At 39.3% G+C, this 18,202-nt stretch carries 18 protein-coding genes; 15 read left to right on the top strand and 3 right to left on the bottom strand.

The window, feature by feature from the left end:
- Positions 1-335: 335 nt before the first annotated feature.
- Together OCI93_RS10965 and ubiG are read right to left on the bottom strand one after the other, a co-directional pair.
- Positions 336-983: an HAD family hydrolase gene (locus tag OCI93_RS10965; RefSeq protein WP_261592989.1), complete on the bottom strand. Its 648-nt coding sequence runs from the start codon at positions 981-983 to the stop codon at positions 336-338.
- Entirely contained in the window at positions 980-1,690 is a 711-nt protein-coding gene (gene ubiG / locus OCI93_RS10960; RefSeq protein WP_261592990.1) for a bifunctional 2-polyprenyl-6-hydroxyphenol methylase/3-demethylubiquinol 3-O-methyltransferase UbiG, read from the bottom strand. Before ubiG ends, OCI93_RS10965 begins: the two co-directional genes overlap by 4 nt.
- A 185-nt stretch (positions 1,691-1,875) precedes the next feature.
- Between ubiG and gyrA the strand changes: the two genes are divergently transcribed.
- The 10 genes from gyrA (at position 1,876) to OCI93_RS10910 (ending at position 12,859) form a co-directional block, all read left to right on the top strand.
- Positions 1,876-4,554, top strand: coding sequence for a DNA topoisomerase (ATP-hydrolyzing) subunit A (gyrA, locus tag OCI93_RS10955; RefSeq protein ID WP_261626409.1), 2,679 nt, complete (start codon positions 1,876-1,878; stop codon positions 4,552-4,554).
- A 65-nt stretch (positions 4,555-4,619) separates the two neighbouring features.
- Positions 4,620-5,702 carry a 3-phosphoserine/phosphohydroxythreonine transaminase gene (gene serC / locus OCI93_RS10950; RefSeq protein WP_261626408.1) on the top strand — a complete coding sequence of 361 codons (1,083 nt, stop codon included), beginning with the start codon at positions 4,620-4,622 and terminating at the stop codon, positions 5,700-5,702.
- Complete coding sequence (aroA, locus tag OCI93_RS10945) at positions 5,702-6,982, top strand: 3-phosphoshikimate 1-carboxyvinyltransferase (RefSeq protein WP_261626407.1); 1,281 nt, start codon at positions 5,702-5,704, stop codon at positions 6,980-6,982. The genes serC and aroA overlap by 1 nt, the downstream gene beginning before the upstream one ends.
- A gap of 168 nt (positions 6,983-7,150) precedes the next feature.
- Complete coding sequence (gene cmk / locus OCI93_RS10940) at positions 7,151-7,864, top strand: (d)CMP kinase (protein WP_261592994.1); 714 nt, start codon at positions 7,151-7,153, stop codon at positions 7,862-7,864.
- Positions 7,865-7,960: 96 nt separating this feature from the next.
- Entirely contained in the window at positions 7,961-9,628 is a 1,668-nt protein-coding gene (gene rpsA / locus OCI93_RS10935; protein WP_261592995.1) for a 30S ribosomal protein S1, read from the top strand.
- 60 nt (positions 9,629-9,688) lie between these two features.
- On the top strand, positions 9,689-9,976 hold the full coding sequence (gene ihfB, locus OCI93_RS10930) for an integration host factor subunit beta (protein ID WP_261592997.1): 288 nt from the start codon (positions 9,689-9,691) through the stop codon (positions 9,974-9,976).
- A 22-nt stretch (positions 9,977-9,998) separates the two neighbouring features.
- Positions 9,999-10,262, top strand: coding sequence for a LapA family protein (locus OCI93_RS10925; RefSeq protein ID WP_261592998.1), 264 nt, complete (start codon positions 9,999-10,001; stop codon positions 10,260-10,262).
- A gap of 2 nt (positions 10,263-10,264) precedes the next feature.
- Positions 10,265-11,401, top strand: a complete 1,137-nt coding sequence (locus tag OCI93_RS10920; protein ID WP_261626406.1) for a lipopolysaccharide assembly protein LapB — start codon at positions 10,265-10,267, stop codon at positions 11,399-11,401.
- A gap of 105 nt (positions 11,402-11,506) precedes the next feature.
- The gene (gene pyrF, locus OCI93_RS10915) at positions 11,507-12,211 is read left to right on the top strand and encodes an orotidine-5'-phosphate decarboxylase (protein WP_261593001.1); all 705 of its coding nucleotides are present in this window, start codon (positions 11,507-11,509) and stop codon (positions 12,209-12,211) included.
- Between the two features lie 417 nt (positions 12,212-12,628).
- Positions 12,629-12,859: a hypothetical protein gene (locus OCI93_RS10910; protein ID WP_261626405.1), complete on the top strand. Its 231-nt coding sequence runs from the start codon at positions 12,629-12,631 to the stop codon at positions 12,857-12,859.
- 46 nt (positions 12,860-12,905) lie between these two features.
- Here the strand turns inward: OCI93_RS10910 and OCI93_RS10905 are convergent, their stop codons facing one another.
- The gene (locus tag OCI93_RS10905) at positions 12,906-13,742 is read right to left on the bottom strand and encodes a M61 family metallopeptidase (RefSeq protein WP_315942816.1); all 837 of its coding nucleotides are present in this window, start codon (positions 13,740-13,742) and stop codon (positions 12,906-12,908) included.
- A 160-nt stretch (positions 13,743-13,902) separates the two neighbouring features.
- Here OCI93_RS10905 and OCI93_RS10900 point away from each other — a divergent pair, with 160 nt between their 5' ends.
- From OCI93_RS10900 to lhpI, 5 genes are all read left to right on the top strand, one after another.
- Complete coding sequence (locus tag OCI93_RS10900; RefSeq protein ID WP_261626404.1) at positions 13,903-14,301, top strand: hypothetical protein; 399 nt, start codon at positions 13,903-13,905, stop codon at positions 14,299-14,301.
- Positions 14,280-15,272 (top strand): NAD(P)H-quinone oxidoreductase, encoded by a 993-nt coding sequence (locus OCI93_RS10895; protein WP_261626403.1) that lies wholly within the window; start codon positions 14,280-14,282, stop codon positions 15,270-15,272. The genes OCI93_RS10900 and OCI93_RS10895 overlap by 22 nt, the downstream gene beginning before the upstream one ends.
- 63 nt (positions 15,273-15,335) lie before the next feature.
- Positions 15,336-16,004, top strand: coding sequence for a GntR family transcriptional regulator (locus tag OCI93_RS10890; RefSeq protein WP_261593006.1), 669 nt, complete (start codon positions 15,336-15,338; stop codon positions 16,002-16,004).
- An 83-nt stretch (positions 16,005-16,087) separates the two neighbouring features.
- Positions 16,088-16,321 carry an aminopeptidase P family N-terminal domain-containing protein gene (locus OCI93_RS21095; protein ID WP_410007629.1) on the top strand — a complete coding sequence of 78 codons (234 nt, stop codon included), beginning with the start codon at positions 16,088-16,090 and terminating at the stop codon, positions 16,319-16,321.
- A 388-nt stretch (positions 16,322-16,709) separates the two neighbouring features.
- Positions 16,710-17,639, top strand: coding sequence for a bifunctional Delta(1)-pyrroline-2-carboxylate/Delta(1)-piperideine-2-carboxylate reductase (gene lhpI, locus OCI93_RS10885; protein ID WP_261626402.1), 930 nt, complete (start codon positions 16,710-16,712; stop codon positions 17,637-17,639).
- Positions 17,640-18,202: the final 563 nt, after the last annotated feature.

Raw genomic sequence — 18,202 nt, 5'->3', positions numbered from 1 at the left:
GTATTTTTGTGGTAAACGCACGGTTCACACTTTGATTATCTATTCACCACTATATATGGTGATAGGCTTACCGTGGATCACAAGATAGTGTGGATTAGCATAATTTGCAATAGAACAACTTGGCTACAATTGTGGATAACTTAGGGATAATCTTCAAGTGTTAGTATCCATTAACCTTTGAGGAATCACTGGTAAAGAAGCCTAAAAAAAATCAACCAAGAAGTCTGGTTTTTTTATCAAATTCAAAAAAAATTCTAACTGATTTTTTTATACGCAATCTGGCTTTCTTTTAGCTACAAGGCACAAGATATAGTGCCTTGTCGAAATCAAAAATACTAGATATGCGAAAATAACGATTCAGGGTTAGTTAAATTTAGATCTGCTTGCCAGCTGAGTGCAATTGCTTTGCTGGGGATATAGCCCCACAACGCAGCAACGGATCGCATATTGGCCGCTTTTGCGGCTGCGATGTCTCTTTCTGCATCGCCTACATAAAAACATTCGCTAGGTTTAACTGCTAATTGTTGAGCAACATGCAAGAGTGGTTTTGGTGAAGGCTTTGCTTCATCTAGCGTATCCCCGCAAACGACGACTTCGATATCTTTTAATTCATCTATTAACTTTAACAAGGGTAAAGTTAGGAAGGTCGGTTTGTTGGTCATTATACCAATTTTTATTCCGTTACTACGAAGCATGTCTAATAAAGGGGCGATCCCGTTAAAACAATGGCTATGAACCGCGATGTTTTTTTCATAATAATCAAGCACACTTTGTTTTAGTATGGGTTCGTCATAATCAGTTAGCTTATCTTTAAAGCCAACTTGTAATAACGCTTTAACGCCATTTGATATTGCGGGGCTATAATCTGCTTTTGATACCTCAGGTAGGCCATATAACTGTAAAGTGTAGTTAAGCGCGGCACCCAGATCATCACAAGTGTCTAGTAGGGTCCCATCTAAGTCAAAAATAACAGCTTGGGTCATGCTAGCTTCTCAAAATGTAAAAGATAATTAACACTGACATCATCAGTTAGTGTGAATGTTTTGCTAATCGGATTATAGCTAATACCAGCACTAGCGCGCACTTTTAGACCGACTTGTTCAGCCCAGTTAATTAGTGTTGAAGGGCGAATAAACTTGTCATGTTGGTGTGTACCTTCAGGCACAATTTTAAGGATTTTCTCTGCGCCAACAATTGCCATTAAATAAGCTTTTGTTGTTTTGTTGAGTGTAGAGAAAAAGACACTGGCACCAGGTTTTGCAAGTTGAGCCACTGCTGAGATAATAGAAGCGGGCTCTGGAACATGTTCTAACATTTCCATGCATGTTATTACATCAAATTCTTCAGGGTGCTGGGTGGCAAAGTCCTCAGCAGGTATTTTTTGATAATCAACTTTTACGCCAGACTCTAAGCTATGTAACTTAGCGACATTTAATGGCTCTTGACCCATATCAATGCCATGAGCCTTTGCGCCTAGTCTAGCCATACTCTCTGTAAGAATACCGCCGCCACAGCCAACATCTAGTACTTTTTTTGCAAATAAACCCTGACATTTATCATTTATAAAATCTAAGCGCAGTGGGTTGATATCGTGCAGCGGTTTAAATTCTCCTTCTGTATCCCACCACCGTTCTGCGATTTGTTCAAACTTTGCAATTTCTTGTGGGTCTACATTTTGATGTTCGGTCATAAAAAACTTCCTCGTTAATCTGAGCGCATTATAAAGGGGGTCAGATTAAAATCACTAAAATTTTGCGCCTGTAAACTGTTTAAAAGTGTGTTAGCATGGCGTTTGAGAATTAATAATAACTTAATCCCTTTGTCACGCGATAGTGTGACATAAAAGGGTTAGACACTGAAGGAAAGTGGAACCGAATGACTGAACTCGCCAATGAAATCCTGCCAGTCAATATTGAAGATGAACTCAAAAACTCGTACTTAGATTACGCGATGAGTGTGATCGTTGGTCGTGCATTACCTGACGTACGTGATGGCTTAAAGCCAGTACACCGTCGTGTTTTGTTTGCCATGAACGAATTGAAAAATGACTGGAATAAGCCTTATAAGAAGTCGGCGCGTGTTGTCGGTGATGTAATTGGTAAATACCACCCTCACGGCGACAGCGCAGTGTACGACACAATAGTACGTATGGCGCAACCATTTTCTTTACGCTACATGCTGGTTGATGGCCAAGGTAACTTTGGTTCTGTAGATGGTGACTCAGCAGCTGCAATGCGTTATACCGAAGTACGTATGGCTAAGATTTCTCACGAATTGTTAGCCGACTTAGAAAAAGAAACGGTCGATTTTGTACCAAACTACGATGGTACTGAACAAATTCCCGATGTATTACCGACAAGAGTACCTGCTTTATTAGTTAATGGCTCCTCAGGTATTGCTGTTGGTATGGCAACGAACATACCTCCTCATAACTTAACTGAGGTGATCAATGGTTGTTTGGCTTTAATCCAAAATCCTGATCTAACCATTGAAGACTTGATAGAGTATATTCCAGGCCCAGATTTTCCAACAGCAGCAATTATTAACGGTAAAAAGGGCATTGAGCAGGCTTATAAAACAGGCCGTGGTAAAGTTTACATCCGTGCTCGTGCTGAAATTGAAGTGGACGAAAAAACGAGTAAAGAAACTATTATCGTCCATGAAATTCCCTACCAAGTTAACAAAGCACGCTTAATAGAAAAAATTGCTGAATTAGTTAAAGAGAAAAAAGTTGAAGGGATCAGCGCGCTTCGTGACGAATCAGACAAAGACGGTATGCGTATCGTAATTGAGGTCAAACGTGGTGAAGTAGGCGAAGTGATTTTAAACAACCTATATGCACAAACTCAGTTACAAACTGTGTTTGGTATGAATATGGTTGCGTTAGACAATAATCAGCCTAAATGTTTTAACTTAAAAGAAATGCTTGAAGCGTTCATTATTCATCGCCGTGAAGTTGTAACGCGTCGTACCGTATTTGATTTACGTAAAGCACGTGATAGAGCACACACCCTTGAAGGTTTGGCGATTGCACTGGCAAATATAGACCCTATCATTGAGCTTATTCGTAAATCACCGAGCCCATCTGAGGCAAAAGCTGCACTAGTAGCACGTTCTTGGGCGCTGGGTACAGTTAAAGGCATGCTTGAAAAAGCGGGTGAAGATAATGTTGCACGTCCAGATTGGTTAGAGCCAGAACTGGGTATTCGTGACGGTGAGTATTATTTGTCAGAACAACAAGCTCAAGCCATTTTAGATTTACGCTTACATAAATTAACGGGTCTTGAACACGAAAAGATTCTAGCTGAATACCAAGAGTTATTAGAACTAATCGCAGAATTATTATACATACTCTCCACACCTGAACGTTTGATGGAAGTGATCCGCGATGAGCTTGTGGTCATTAAAGAGACTTATGGCGATGAGCGTCGCACTGAAATTAGTGCAGCCGCGCATGACATTAGTTTAGAAGACTTGATCAATGAAGAAGACGTTGTAGTTACTTTATCGCACGAAGGTTATGTCAAGTACCAGCCTCTTACTGATTATGAGGCGCAGCGCCGTGGTGGTAAAGGTAAAGCTGCTACGCGTATGAAAGATGAAGACTTTATCGAGCGTCTATTAGTTGCTAATACCCATGATACTATCTTATGTTTCTCAACCGCTGGTCGCATGTACTGGTTGAAGGTCTATCAGTTACCGCTTGCTTCTCGTGCAGCACGTGGTAAACCAATCGTTAATTTGTTACCACTTGAAGCTGATGAGCGTATTACCACAATCTTACCTGTTCGAGAGTACGAAGAAGACAAGTATGTATTGATGGCAACAGCTAACGGCACTGTTAAGAAAACACCGCTTACGGCATATAGCCGTCAACGCGCAAGCGGCATCATTGCTATTAATTTAAATGAAGGCGATTGCTTGATAGGTGCAGATATCACAAATGGCAGTAACGATATCATGCTATTTACTGATCATGGTAAAGTAGTGCGTTTCAATGAAAAATTACGTGACTCTGAAACTGGTGAGGTAAAAATTGACCCTGAAACAGGTGAAGAGCAGCTAGCACTTCGCCCTATGGGTCGTACAGCAACTGGTGTACGCGGTATTAAGATGCCTGATGATGTAAAAGTTGTTTCGCTGATTGTGCCTAAAAACGATGGCGCTATATTAACAGTAACTGAAAATGGTTACGGTAAACGTACTTTGCTAGAAGATTACCCGGCTAAGAGCCGAGCTACTCAAGGTGTTGTGTCTATTAAAGTTAGCGAACGTAACGGTAGTGTTGTGGGTGCTGTACAAGTTGAAGATAACAACGAAATCATGTTGATATCTAATCGCAGTACGCTTGTGCGAACACGTGTTAGTGAAGTTTCAACGGTTGGTCGTAATACCCAAGGGGTTATTTTGATTAGAACTATTGACGACGAGCAAGTAGTTGGTTTACAACGTATCGAGGAAATAGCAGTTGAAGAACTTCCCGAAGGTGAAGGTAGTGAATTACCTGCACCGGAGGACTCACCAGTGAGCACTGATGACTCACCCAGTGAATAAGTGAAAAAAGCGGCTCCGGCCGCTTTTTTTATAATAAATACTAAGTTGTTTAGGAATGAGGAAAAATGACGGTATATAATTTTTGTGCAGGTCCTGCAATGTTGCCCCCTGAGGTCATGAATAAAGCACAGCAAGAATTTTTAAATTGGCAAAATTTAGGTGTATCAGTGATGGAAATGAGCCATCGATCTGCGCCATTTTTGGCCATGGTAAAAGAGTGTGAAGCAAGCTTACGTCGTTTGATGGCAATCTCAGATGAATTTGACGTGTTATTTATGCACGGCGGTGGTCGTGGTCAGTTTGCGGCGGTTCCCCTAAATTTACACTTGGATAATGCACCTGGTGTGTATATCGAAAATGGTATTTGGTCTACTGGAGCTACCCAAGAGGGAGCAAGATTTACAACAGTAGAAGGCATCAATGTTCGTAACGATGATAACGGTCAATTTGATATTAAACCAGTCAATCAATGGCTACTGCCAGAGAACGCCTCATTTATTCATTACTGCCCGAATGAAACCATTGATGGTATAGAAATTTTTGATGTACCTAAACATAAAACAGCTCCAATTGTGGCAGATATGTCATCAATGATTTTATCACGTGAGATAAATGTGGATGATTTTGATGTTATTTATGCTGGAGCACAAAAGAATATAGGTCCGTCGGGCTTATGTATTGTGATAATTCGCAAAACACTGTTAGCCCGCGAAGGCCTTCCTTGCCCATCAATACTAGATTATAAAATTGAAGCTAAACAAGGCAGCATGTATAACACGCCACCAACATTTTCCTGGTACTTAGCAGCTGAAGTATTCAAATACTTAGAAGCGAACGGTGGTGTGCAAGCTATGGAAGTACATAATAAAAACAAAGCAGCTATTTTGTATGACTACATTGATGGGTCAGATTTTTATTCTAATAAAGTAGCAAAACATTGTCGCTCATTAATGAATGTCCCATTTTGGTTAAAAGACGATAATTTAAATGCGGAGTTTTTAGCGCAAGCCGCTCAAAATAATTTAGTTGCCCTTGAAGGGCACCGTTTGGTTGGCGGGATGCGCGCTAGCATTTATAACGCAATGCCAATTGAAGGTATTAACGCGTTAGTATCGTTTATGGAGAAATTTGCAAAGGAGCACAGCTGATGGAGCAATTAACACTAAGGCCTATTTCTAAGGTGTCAGGTTCTGTCACCTTACCTGGTTCAAAAAGTTTATCTAATCGCATCTTGCTCCTTGCTGCATTAGCACAGGGCACCACTGAAGTGCATAACTTGTTAGACAGCGATGATATTCGTCACATGTTAGGTGCACTAGAGCAAATGGGCGTAAGTGTTACGCTCAATGATGATAAAACGATTGCCACTGTTGATGGCTGTGCAGGCCGACTTACCTCACCAAAAGATGCACTATTTTTGGGTAATGCGGGTACTGCATATAGACCACTAACAGCAGTATTGGCTGCTACAGTTGGAGAGTTTGAGTTGATAGGTGAGCCGCGTATGGAAGAGCGGCCTGTCGGGCACTTAGTAGATGCGATGCAAGCTTTAGGTGCGGATATTAAATACTTAAAGAATAAAGACTACCCACCATTGCTGATTAAAGGCAAGGCTTTACAAGGCGGTGAAGTTGAAATTGATGGTAGTATTTCAAGCCAGTTTTTAACCGCATTACTAATGGCTGCCCCTTTATTTGCTGGTGATACCAAGATTAGAATTAAAGGAGATTTGGTATCAAAGCCTTATATTGATATCACGATTGGTGTTATGGCGCAATTTGGCGTGGATGTAGTAAATGATAACTACCAAACTTTCAGTGTTAAAGGTGAGCAAGTTTATCATTCTCCAAAAAGAATTATGGTTGAGGGAGATGCATCGTCTGCTTCTTATTTTATTGCAGCAGCTGCAATTGCCGGAGGTGAAGTTGTCATCAACGGTGTTGGGAAAAAAAGTGTTCAAGGTGATATTGGCTTTGCTAATGTAATGGAGCAAGTTGGGGCACAAATTGATTGGTACGATGAGAAGTTAGTTGTCCGTAAAGGAGAGCTTCAAGGCGTTGATATAGATGCCAATGCAATTCCTGATGCTGCGATGACGTTGGCGACAGTAGCATTGTTTGCTAAAGGACCTACGGCGATTAGAAATATTTACAATTGGCGAGTGAAGGAAACAGATCGATTAGCTGCTATGGCCACTGAACTGAGGAAGGTTGGTGCAGAAGTGGTAGAAGGCAATGACTTTATCGAGATAACACCGCCGAAAAATATAAATCTAACTGATATTGATACCTACAATGATCATCGTATAGCAATGTGTTTTTCTATGGTTGCAGTGGCGGGTCATACAGTAACGATTAACGACCCTGGCTGCACAGCCAAAACTTTCCCAACATATTTTGATGTGCTTACCTCAATTAGTACTGAGTGACATCTAGTGAAGTCATGCTGTAATGGTTTAGAGTTGTTTCTAAAATAGCTCTAAACTTTTCATTTTAGTACCTATCTAACAAAAAGTTACATGATAATAAGGTAAAATTCATTTAATTTGCGTATAATGCTCGCGATTTATTTCAGGTGAGCATTTCAGGAGGTTTAAATGCCGGCATCTATGCCAGTTATCACCGTAGACGGCCCAAGTGGTTCAGGCAAAGGAACAGTTTGTCGCTTGTTAGCTGAAAAACTAAATTGGGATGTTTTGGACAGCGGAGCAATCTATCGCGTGTTGTCTTTAGCTGCGTTACACCACCAAATTGCTCTTGATAATGAGGACGCTTTGGTGCCGTTAGCAGCCAATTTAGATGTACAATTTCTCATCGATCCAAGTTCTAAAAAAAGTAAAGTAATTTTAGAAGGGGAAGATGTAAGTAACACTATTCGAGATGAAAAGGTGGGAGCTGCCGCGTCAAAAGTAGCGGCTTTACCTCGTGTTAGAGAAGCCTTGCTACGCCGTCAGAGAGCATTTAGAAGCGAACAAGGACTAATCGCCGATGGTAGGGACATGGGAACTGTGATTTTCCCTGAAGCCGAAATCAAACTGTATTTGACGGCAAGTGCTCAAGAACGTGCTAATAGGCGCTACTTAGAGTTGAATGCTAAAGGGCTAGATGTTACACTAAGTGGTCTGCTCGAGGATATAAAAGCACGCGATGACCGAGATATGAATCGAGAAGTTGCGCCGCTTGTACCGGCAGATGATGCAATTGTGATCGACACGACTGAACTGGATGCACAGCAAGTATTTTCTAAAATAGTATCAATACTTGATGATGCAGTGGTTTCAGGAAAGCTCGAAAGATCACGTTTAGCCTAAAAATTTATTATGCGCTGGCAGGATGCTGGTGTTTTTTTAACTACCCCATGCAGCATGGTTGCTAATTGGAATATTAATATATGAGACGTATTTAGTATGTCAGAAAATTTTGCGCAGTTATTTGAAGAAAGCCTAAAGGGTTTTGAAGCAGAGCAAGGCTCTATCGTTAAAGGTACTGTTATTTCAATCGAGAACAACATTGTTCTTGTTGATGCTGGTTTGAAATCAGAAAGTGCTATCCCTGCGGAGCAATTCAAAAATGCTGCTGGTGAACTAGAAGTTGCTGTTGGCGACGAAGTAGACGTAGCACTTGATGCAATCGAAGATGGTTTCGGTGAAACTATTCTTTCTCGTGAGAAAGCGAAGCGTCATGAAGCTTGGATCCGTCTTGAAAAAGCGTGCGAAGAGCAAGAGACTGTTATTGGTGTTATCAACGGTAAAGTTAAAGGCGGTTTCACCGTTGAAGTTGACACTATTCGTGCGTTCCTACCTGGTTCACTTGTTGATGTTCGTCCTGTACGTGACACAGCACACCTTGAAGGTAAAGAGCTTGAGTTTAAAGTAATCAAGCTTGATCAAAAGCGTAACAACGTTGTTGTTTCACGTCGTGCAGTTATCGAATCTGAAAACTCACAAGAGCGTGAAGAACTTCTTGCAAACCTTGTTGAAGGTCAAGAAGTTAAAGGTATCGTTAAGAACCTTACAGACTACGGTGCGTTCGTTGATTTAGGTGGTGTTGATGGCCTTCTACATATCACTGATATGGCGTGGAAGCGTGTTAAGCACCCTTCAGAAATCGTGAACGTTGGCGACGAAATCGCAGTTAAAGTACTTAAGTTTGACAAAGAAAAGACTCGTGTTTCTTTAGGTCTTAAGCAACTTGGCGAAGATCCATGGGCTGCAATTGCAGGCCGTTACCCAGAAGGTGCTAAGCTTTCTGGTCGTGTAACTAACCTAACTGACTACGGTTGCTTCGTTGAAATCGAAGAAGGTGTTGAAGGTCTAGTACACGTATCTGAAATGGATTGGACTAATAAGAACATCCACCCTTCAAAAGTAGTTAGCCTTGGCGATACTGTTGAAGTAATGGTTCTTGAGATTGACGAAGAACGTCGTCGTATCTCTCTAGGTCTTAAGCAATGTATTGCTAACCCTTGGCAAGAGTTTGCTCGTCTTCAAAACAAAGGCGACCAAGTTACTGGTAAGATCAAGTCAATCACTGACTTCGGTATCTTCATCGGTCTTGACGGTGGTATTGATGGACTTGTTCACCTTTCTGACATCTCTTGGAACACTCCAGGCGAAGAAGCGGTTCGTGAGTTCAAAAAAGGCGACGAAATCACTGCAATTGTATTGCAAGTAGATCCTGAACGTGAGCGTATCTCTCTTGGTGTTAAGCAAATCGAAGCTGACCCTTTCAATAACTACCTAGACGCAAACAAAAAAGGTGCTATTGTTAAAGGTAAGGTAACTGAAGTTGACGCTAAAGGCGCAACGATTGAGCTTATCGAAGGTGTTGAAGGTTACATTCGTGTAGCTGACATCGCTCAAGAGCGTATCGAAGATGCAACGACTGTTGTTTCTGTAGGCGACGAAATTGAAGCTAAATATTTAGGTGTTGATCGTAAGAACCGTACTATCAGCCTTTCAGTTAAAGCTATGTTCGAAGCTGAAGAGAAAGAAGTTCTTGAGAAGTTGAAGAAAGAAGAGCCTGCGTTTGAAAACGCAATGGCTGCAGCTTTCAAAAACGCTCAAAAAGACTAATATACAAGTCTTAACTGGAAGGGCGCTTTAGCCCTTCCTTTTTATATCTAAGGAAACATTATGACAAAGTCAGAATTGATAGAACAACTAGCAGAGCAACATGCTCATATCCCAGTAAAGGATGTAGAGAACTCAGTTAAAGAAATTCTTGAACAAATGGCAGGCTCATTATCAAGCTCTGATCGTATTGAAATTCGCGGTTTTGGTAGTTTCTCTTTACATTATCGTTCTCCTCGTACAGGGCGTAATCCTAAAACAGGTGATACAGTAGAGCTAGATGGCAAATATGTACCACACTTTAAGCCAGGTAAAGAGTTACGTGATCGCGTAAATGAAAGTCTTAAATAAAACCTGAGATATGGAGTAACACTTGATCAAGGTAGTTAAAAAAGGATTGGCATTAGCTATAGTTTTGTTAGCATTTGTTATTGGAACTCAAAATCCAGAAGTAGTTGATGTTAATTATATTATTGCTAGTAGTACTTTACCCTTGTCAACCTTAATGAGTGTATGTTTTGTTGTTGGTGTATTAGTTGGCTGTGTAATTAGCGTTACGGTATTTTCAAAGTTGAAGTGGCAGAACTATCGGCTGAAGAAAAACAATCGTCGAATGATAACTGACACCGAACGCTGACTATGACTGAGTTGCTGTTCTTATTGCTACCTGTTGCAGCTGCATATGGCTACGTAATGGGAAAAAATAGCGCAAAAAACCAAGCTCTTGAACTCAATCGTCAAATTACCTCTCAATATAGCAAAGGTCTTAAATTTCTACTTGATCGCGAAGAAGATCAGGGTTTAGAACATCTTATTCAGCTTTTAGAAGTATCTGCAGACTCTGTTGAACATTATCTCACCTTAGCTACTTTGTTTCGCAAAAGAGGCGAATTAGACAGAGCAATAAAAATTCATGAATTATTGCTAAACCAACCAAATTTAAGTGCCAGTGTTATGGCTTCATGTCGCTTGGAACTTGCTAAAGACTATGTACTTGCAGGATTATTAGATAGTGCTGAAGAACACCTCGTTATTTTAGTCAAAAATCACAATGTTAAAGCGTTAGATCCTATTATCAATTTGTACTCACAAATGCGCGAATGGCGCAAGGGTATAAATATGTATGAATCGCACCGGGAGTTGTTTACTAAACCTCAACATTTTGCCGCAATCGCTAATTTTTATTGTGAGGCGGCAATAAGTGATGACACACCCAAGTTAATGGAATTGGCGTGTGCGTTTGAGCATAAAATAATTCGACCGTATTATGAATTGGGTAAAGATGCTTTTGTAAAAAATGACCATGTAAAGGCTATTTATTATTGGCGAAAGTTGGTTGTTAACTGTACTAATACAGCACCACTTTATATTAAAGAATTAGAGCAAAGTTATATTGAACTAAATTTAAAAAATCAATTTGATGATCTAATTGAAGAACTGCTTCCACAGGGCGGTGTACTGATACGTATAAAGCACTGCCAATCATTGTTAGAGCAAGGGCAGTTACATCAAGCAATTGACTTTTTAACTGATAGCTTAAAACGGGAACCTTCTATTCGTGGCTTTAGCTTTTTACTTCAGTTATTGGGAAATAATAATAATAAAATTCAAGCAGTGTTGTCAGAAATCGATAAGTTAGTTAAATCTTATATTGCCACTAAACCAGAGTATCAATGCCAGCATTGTGGCTTCAGTAGTCATACTTTGTACTGGTTATGCCCATCATGTAAACATTGGGAGACGATAGGCCCAAGTAAAGGACTAGATGGCTATTAACGCGAATTACGTAAATTCTCAGGTCAATTCAGAAAGTTTCCGTTATAATACTGCAAAATGTTCGCGCTTCTATATTTCTGAACTGCCGGTAAACTTAGGAATACTATGTCTCAAAATGATACAAAAAAAGTGCTTATCGCATTAGATTATGATGATAGGCAAGCAGCAATAAATTTTGTAAAACAGCTTTCACCCTCAGAATGTCGTTTAAAAGTCGGCAAAGAAATGTTTACTTATTTTGGCCCTGAGTTTGTAAAAGAGTTAATCGAACTTGGGTTTGATGTGTTCTTGGATCTTAAGTTTCATGATATACCAAATACAGTTGCTAAAGCGGTTACTGCTGCAGCTGAGCTTGGTGTTTGGATGGTTAACGTGCATGCAAGCGGTGGTCTTGAGATGATGCAAAAGGCAAAACAAGCATTGAATAACTATGGTGACAAAGCACCGTTATTGATTGCAGTTACGGTGCTAACAAGTATGGATCAAGGGCAGTTATTGCGCTTAGGCATTGAAAAAACACCTCAAGATCAGGTTGTTTACTTAGCTAAGCTAGCCAAAGAGGCAGGGCTTGATGGTGTTGTTTGTTCCGCACAAGAAGCTCAGTTATTAAAGTCTCAACTAGGTGATTCATTTAAGTTAGTTACTCCTGGGATTCGCCCTGCAGGTAGTGATGCTGGCGATCAAAAGCGCATTATGACACCACAAAAAGCTGTAGCTGCTGGTAGTGATTATTTAGTCATCGGCCGCCCAATCACACAAGCAAGTAACCCAGTTCAAACCTTACAAGAAATTAACGCATCCTTGGCGTAACTCTATTTGACAACAACAATTCTTACCTTAAGGTAAAGAGTTGTTGTTGTAATACCAATTCTATTAAACATTGCCCAATCTAGCGAGCTAAAAGACTCATTCACTGTGTTAAAAATGACTTATGTAGAATAACGACATACCGAAATTTTTTCTGGTTACTAAGCCGTTGATCTATCTAATATCTGTTCATTTATTTAATGCAATTGTATAAATCATGAAAACTTTAAATTATCCAAGACGAAAGTCTTAACCTACCTTTAACTACTGACTATTTATACTCTACTCATCAGTTAGTGGGGAAGTGTTAAAGAGGTTGCATCTGAACTAGATTATCTGGTCAAAGATAAGCAAGTCGAAGTTCGTATTAATACCGGTAAGTGTATTTATCCATTACCTGAAACAGTATGCCGTATAGTTTTGAGTAATATTATTAGAAACGCATTCGTACATACTAATCACGGACTTATCATCATAAATCAGTCAGGTTATGAGGTAACGATCACTAACGTTGATGCCGCGCCTATATATGAATCAAACGAACTAGGCTTTGGACTTGGACTTGGTCTTGAACTGACTCAGCGTCTAACATCACAATGTAGCTGGTACTATTCAAGTAAAGAAACAAGCTCTGGACGACATGTTTACTGAGACTTTATACCCACAAAAGGTCACTAATGTGGCGTTTATCATCACACTAAAATAGCAGTTGATTGAGTTGTTTAGTACTTATATTCGGAAAATCCATACGATATGAATACTGGTGATAAAGTGTGGAGAATACCGCACTTTTAGAGAGCTTATCTAATTGCGCGAGAAATTGTTTTGCTGAATGAGTGCTGCGTTTACAGCATTGCTGATATTGTCGTATTACATCGGCAATTGTTTTGTATTTACCTGTGTGTTTTTTTAGTTCTAACTGTGCATGGATAAAAAAAGCCACACCACTCCAATATACACGCTGTTGCGCCCCTAGTGCCCACATGTTGTTAGCTACTTGATTCAAAGGGCCTTTTATTCTATTTGTTTGTTGCTGACCTCGTTTTAATCCAGCTTTAAGCCGGGCTTTAAATTCATTATGATTAATGATGCCGTTTTCTAACATAACGATATTTTGCAAGTAAGTTGCTAGGCCTTCACTTAACCAAAAGTCTTTATAGGCAAATAAAGGATGGTATAGGTGCGAAAGTTCATGATATAGACTCCAGTCATATATTAATGCTTTTTCGCTGGCATAACGGTGAAAATGTAATTCAATAGCATCATAAATATTATCATCAATACCTCGTTTTACACTTGCCCATGGCACTGGCTCAAAAGCAAAATAACGCGGTTTTAAGATAACTGGCAGAGTTTGCTGTGTCAGTGGCCCAAGTGTTTTAAAAGTACTGTTTATGCCATGAGCAACCCAGTTTTTTACTTTATTCTGTTGAGGAGTATTTAGTTTTTCTAAGTTTACATATGTTACTTCAAATGCAAGAGAGGTTTTGATTGTTATGCTTAAAATCAAAACAAGTAAACCGTACATGTACATATATTTCTACTTCATTGTTCGCCGTGTTTTATAGTAGACCGTAAAAAATCAAAACAATTACACACGTGACTGTAATTGTTGAAATTAACTCAAGTGAGTTGTTTGGCTATTTATGATTTACTCAATTTTAATTAAGTACATAAACATGATGAGAAAAACAATGAAAAAAGAAAGTATTTTATTAGTCATACTACTGTATTGCACACAAAGTGAGGCAAATCCATTACTAGGTACTTGGCAGTTTGTGGAGGGGAAATATGCAACCCAGAGTGGTTATGTAAGTGCCAAAGCACCAAGTTTAAGTTCAGTGAAAGTAATTTCGCCAACGCACTTTAGCTACATAACACAAAAAGACGGTGCGTTTTTATATGCTGGGGGTGGGCCTTACAAACTTGATGATAAATATTTCTACGAGACCTTCGCGTATGGAAATGTTCCTTCTTTACAGGGTAAAACAATGGCATTTAACTATAAAATAGAAGGTCAATTATGGCATCATACATTACATGAAAATGGCAAGCTTGTTGAAGCAGAAATATGGGAAAGAGTAAGCAATTGAAATTGATGAACTATATCAATTATGCTGATAATGGCGTGTTGACTATCGAAAAAGCAGCTATGCCACAACCCAAAAGCCATGAAGTGCTTATTAAAGTTGCAGCTTTAGGTGTAAACCGAGCTGACTTATTACAAAAGCAAGGTAAATATCCGCCACCTGAACATGACAGCCTGATCCTTGGCTTAGAGGCTGCTGGTATTGTCGTCGAATGTGCTGCGCCATTACAAAGTCAGTGGTTCAATAAAAGGGTGTTTGGATTAACGCAAGGCGGCGCTTATGCTGAATATGTGTGTATTGATGCACAACAGCTTATGCTAATACCTGATGAGGTGAGTTTTGAAGCAGCAGCAAGCTTTGCAGAAGTTTACCTAACGGCTTTCGATGCCATTGTGCGAACCGGTCAACTGTGTGCCGATGACGTTCTTTTGGTGCATGGCGGAGCGTCTGGAGTTGGTAGTGCGGCTATTCGTTTAGGCAAAGCATTAGGCGCATATGTGATTGCTACCCAAAGTAGCGAAATAAAATGTCAATATGCCAAGCAGCTTGGTGCAGATTTAGTGATTAACTACAATGAGCATTGTTTTTCACAAGTGATGAAATCCTGTGGTTTGTATGCAAATGTAATCATCGACCCAATTTCAGGCGAATATGTTGATAAAAATATTAAAGTTGCAGCCATGGACTGCCATTGCATTGTGCTGGCAATGCTCGGTGGTCGTTACAGTGAACTGGATATGGCAAAAGTACTCTCAAAACGTGTTCATTTACATGGCTCAACATTGCGAAATAGAGCACTTGAATACAAACGACAGCTCGTGGCTGATTTTATTTCGCGTTTTGGTACACAGCTTTTTACTGAAACCATGCGTATTCCTATACATAAGTCTTTCGCATTCAGCGAAATTGAACAAGCACATGCAATGCTACACAATAATGAGAATATGGGTAAAGTAATAGTGTCAATATCGTGATAAACATGGCGAAAATCAGCTGTGTATGTATAATGTATTCCAAATGCAATTTTAGAGACCACTATGGCAATTGAGCATAAAACGCGCACGCAATTAGTTGCGGAAGCGATAAGAGAAAAAATTCTATCTGGAGAAATAAAGGCAGGCGAGCCTTTGCGTCAGGCAGCACTTGCTGACGAACTTAATGTGAGTCGTATCCCTGTTAGAGAAGCTTTATTGCAATTAGAGTCTGAAGGGTTAGTGAATTTTGAGGCACACAAAGGTGCGACAGCAACGCAATTGAGTGCCGAGCAAATAGATGAAATATTTGATTTGCGAGCCTTGTTAGAAGCTGAACTTTTAAGTCACTCAATTAATAACTTAACACCAAGGGACTTGCTTGAAGCCGAAGCGATTCTATTTGACCTTGAAGAAGCAACCGAAGCAGGTGATACACAATCAGCAACAGGCAAGCTTAATGCCCAATTTCATTCCAAGCTTTACAGTAAAGCACAGCGGCCACAAACGGCTGAATTAGTTGATGTATATAGTAAAAATTCAGAGCGTTATGTTCGAATGCATATTTTATTGGCGGGCGGCATCAAAACAGCACCAGAAGAGCATCGGACATTACTAGAACTATGCAAACGTAAAGAAGTCGAACAGGCTTGTGTGTTTTTGAAAAAGCATATTACGGGTGCTAAGGATGATATTAAACAATTGCTTATTAAAATTGAGCAGGGTGAAAAATAGATTTTGAATATTTAATATTGTATGCAATTTGGTTTTGCGTTATGTTATTGTTCTAATACAAAAGGCAATAACATAACGTATCTATGGACTCTATCTACCTTTCTAAATTTAAGGCTTTTCATTTAGCCATTAATAAACGTGGCTTTCAAAACATTATCATTCTAGGTGTTAATAATATCCGCTACTTGTGCGGTTTTTATAGTAATCCCGCTTATCTAATAGTGACCGTTTCAGGAAACTTTTTAACCACTGAATACCGATATAATGAACAAGCAACCTATGAGTCGCACCAAGGCAAAATTATGTATAGAGTTTGAGAAAATCAACCTTTAGGGCTGTATATTACCCAATTATCAGCATTGGAGCCACAAGATATGAAGCGGCTAAGTCACGGTGCAAATATGCCATGAAATTAGTTATGAGTTTAAGCATGAATAATTGTTATTCATTATTTGTATTGTTGAATCGCCACATGCAGTAAGAGCATAAAAGGGCAGTTATATCAATTTTATTAAAATATTAATCATTCTAGCGAGCTAAATGACTTATAAACTGCGTTAAAAATTACTTATGTAGAATAATTACATACCAAAATTTTTGTCTGGCCACTAAGCCATTTATTTGTCGCAACATCTGGTCATTTATTTAATTCAATTGGTATTACCTAAAAACAGCAACATATTTTTATTGTAATAAGGAAAATAAATGCAAGTTATAACCGAAGAGCAAGTACATCGATGCTTAAGCTTCAAAACACTTATTGAGTCACTCAAACTTGGCTTTTCTATGCCAGCAGGCACGCCCCCACGGCATGTTTATGAACTTGACTCTAAAACTCATGACGCTTTTGCTGTATTGCCCGCTTGGAACGAGCAATATATTGCAGTGAAAGCATTTACGTATTTCCCTAATAATGCTGAACAAGGCTATCAAAGTTTATATTCAAAGCTAATGCTATTTAAACGCGACTTTGGTGAACCTTTGGCACTTATCGATGGTTCGAGTGTAACGCTTTGGCGCACCGCAGCTGTATCGGCACTTGCAAGCCAGTATTTGTCTCGAACAGATGCGCGACATTTGGTTTTTTTTGGTTCAGGCAATTTAGCAGAATATATGATTAAAGCGCATATAAGTGTTAGGCCGATTGAAAAAGTAACAATTATTGCCAGAAATACTAAAAAAGCAGAACAACTGTGCAGCTGTTTATCAACACAATACAAAGATGTTGAATTTTTCTTGGGTGTCTCTGATGAACAAACACTAGCAAGCGCAGATATTGTGAGTTGCGCAACCGGTTCAGCAACGCCTTTGTTTGACGGAGCTTGGCTTTCACCGGGCACACATATCGATTTAATTGGTAATCACCATAAAGATGGCAGAGAGTGTGATAGTGCCACAATCACGCGCTCAACCGTGTTCGTAGATAGTAAAGTGAATGTGCTAAACGAAGCAGGAGAGTTACTGATCCCAATTTCTGAGGGTGAATTTGATGCGCGCAATGTGGTCGCGCAACTCAGTGAAATGAACCAATTAAACTACGTAAGAGATAAAGAACAAATTACTTTATTTAAGTCAGTTGGCATGGCGCTTAGTGATTTACTATCGGCTGGGCTTGTATATAGGCTGAACTGTTAGTGATTATTTATGGCACTTTAGCCCTGCTGTTAATAATAAGTACATATGTACTTTTAAGATATAAAATAAAAAAGCGTGCATGGCGACAAGTTCAAGTTGAAGGTATAACAAGAGTTAAGCAGCATACAGTTGGATCACTCGAAGTATTAGCACAGTCAAGTATATTGATTGAATTTACTTATCAAGGTGAGAAACACTGTTGTCAAACTGCTTTTAGGCCGAGTTTATACGAGTCATTTTTAGCAAAAAAGGCAACTTTTATATACATTGACCCGCACAATCCTGAGCAATGTTTACACAATGCACAAACTAAGTGGCGCTATATCAAGTTATGGCTGTTTTTGACCTTTTTAGTACTTGGTTGTGTATTTATTCGGTATTGGTGAGTAATTAAAAATTTGTGTAATTAGGTTCAGTGATTGTTCTATTGATAGAAAGTTTTTTAAAGTAACGTTATAAGCCATTGTTATAATTAAATTGTAATTAAGGATGAAAATGCGGTGGCATTATTTATCGGATTTGATAGAACTTTAACAATACAACAGGCTTCAAAAACGGTGATA

Origin of the sequence: Pseudoalteromonas holothuriae (assembly GCF_945859825.1) — a bacterium.
Lineage (GTDB): Bacteria > Pseudomonadota > Gammaproteobacteria > Enterobacterales > Alteromonadaceae > Pseudoalteromonas > Pseudoalteromonas holothuriae.
Note: the sequence above shows the minus strand (reverse complement) of the source record. Positions and strands in the feature narration are given on the sequence as shown.

What these genes read in the sequence shown, in the direction of transcription:
- OCI93_RS10965 (WP_261592989.1), bottom strand. Translation starts at nt 983, where the DNA reads ATGACCCAAGCTGTTATTTTTGACTTAGATGGGACCCTACTAGACACT.
- ubiG (WP_261592990.1), bottom strand. Translation starts at nt 1,690, where the DNA reads ATGACCGAACATCAAAATGTAGACCCACAAGAAATTGCAAAGTTTGAA.
- gyrA (WP_261626409.1), top strand. Translation starts at nt 1,876, where the DNA reads ATGACTGAACTCGCCAATGAAATCCTGCCAGTCAATATTGAAGATGAA.
- serC (WP_261626408.1), top strand. Translation starts at nt 4,620, where the DNA reads ATGACGGTATATAATTTTTGTGCAGGTCCTGCAATGTTGCCCCCTGAG.
- aroA (WP_261626407.1), top strand. Translation starts at nt 5,702, where the DNA reads ATGGAGCAATTAACACTAAGGCCTATTTCTAAGGTGTCAGGTTCTGTC.
- cmk (WP_261592994.1), top strand. Translation starts at nt 7,151, where the DNA reads ATGCCGGCATCTATGCCAGTTATCACCGTAGACGGCCCAAGTGGTTCA.
- rpsA (WP_261592995.1), top strand. Translation starts at nt 7,961, where the DNA reads ATGTCAGAAAATTTTGCGCAGTTATTTGAAGAAAGCCTAAAGGGTTTT.
- ihfB (WP_261592997.1), top strand. Translation starts at nt 9,689, where the DNA reads ATGACAAAGTCAGAATTGATAGAACAACTAGCAGAGCAACATGCTCAT.
- OCI93_RS10920 (WP_261626406.1), top strand. Translation starts at nt 10,265, where the DNA reads ATGACTGAGTTGCTGTTCTTATTGCTACCTGTTGCAGCTGCATATGGC.
- pyrF (WP_261593001.1), top strand. Translation starts at nt 11,507, where the DNA reads ATGTCTCAAAATGATACAAAAAAAGTGCTTATCGCATTAGATTATGAT.
- OCI93_RS10905 (WP_315942816.1), bottom strand. Translation starts at nt 13,742, where the DNA reads ATGTACATGTACGGTTTACTTGTTTTGATTTTAAGCATAACAATCAAA.
- OCI93_RS10900 (WP_261626404.1), top strand. Translation starts at nt 13,903, where the DNA reads ATGAAAAAAGAAAGTATTTTATTAGTCATACTACTGTATTGCACACAA.
- OCI93_RS10895 (WP_261626403.1), top strand. Translation starts at nt 14,280, where the DNA reads ATGGGAAAGAGTAAGCAATTGAAATTGATGAACTATATCAATTATGCT.
- OCI93_RS10890 (WP_261593006.1), top strand. Translation starts at nt 15,336, where the DNA reads ATGGCAATTGAGCATAAAACGCGCACGCAATTAGTTGCGGAAGCGATA.
- OCI93_RS21095 (WP_410007629.1), top strand. Translation starts at nt 16,088, where the DNA reads ATGGACTCTATCTACCTTTCTAAATTTAAGGCTTTTCATTTAGCCATT.
- lhpI (WP_261626402.1), top strand. Translation starts at nt 16,710, where the DNA reads ATGCAAGTTATAACCGAAGAGCAAGTACATCGATGCTTAAGCTTCAAA.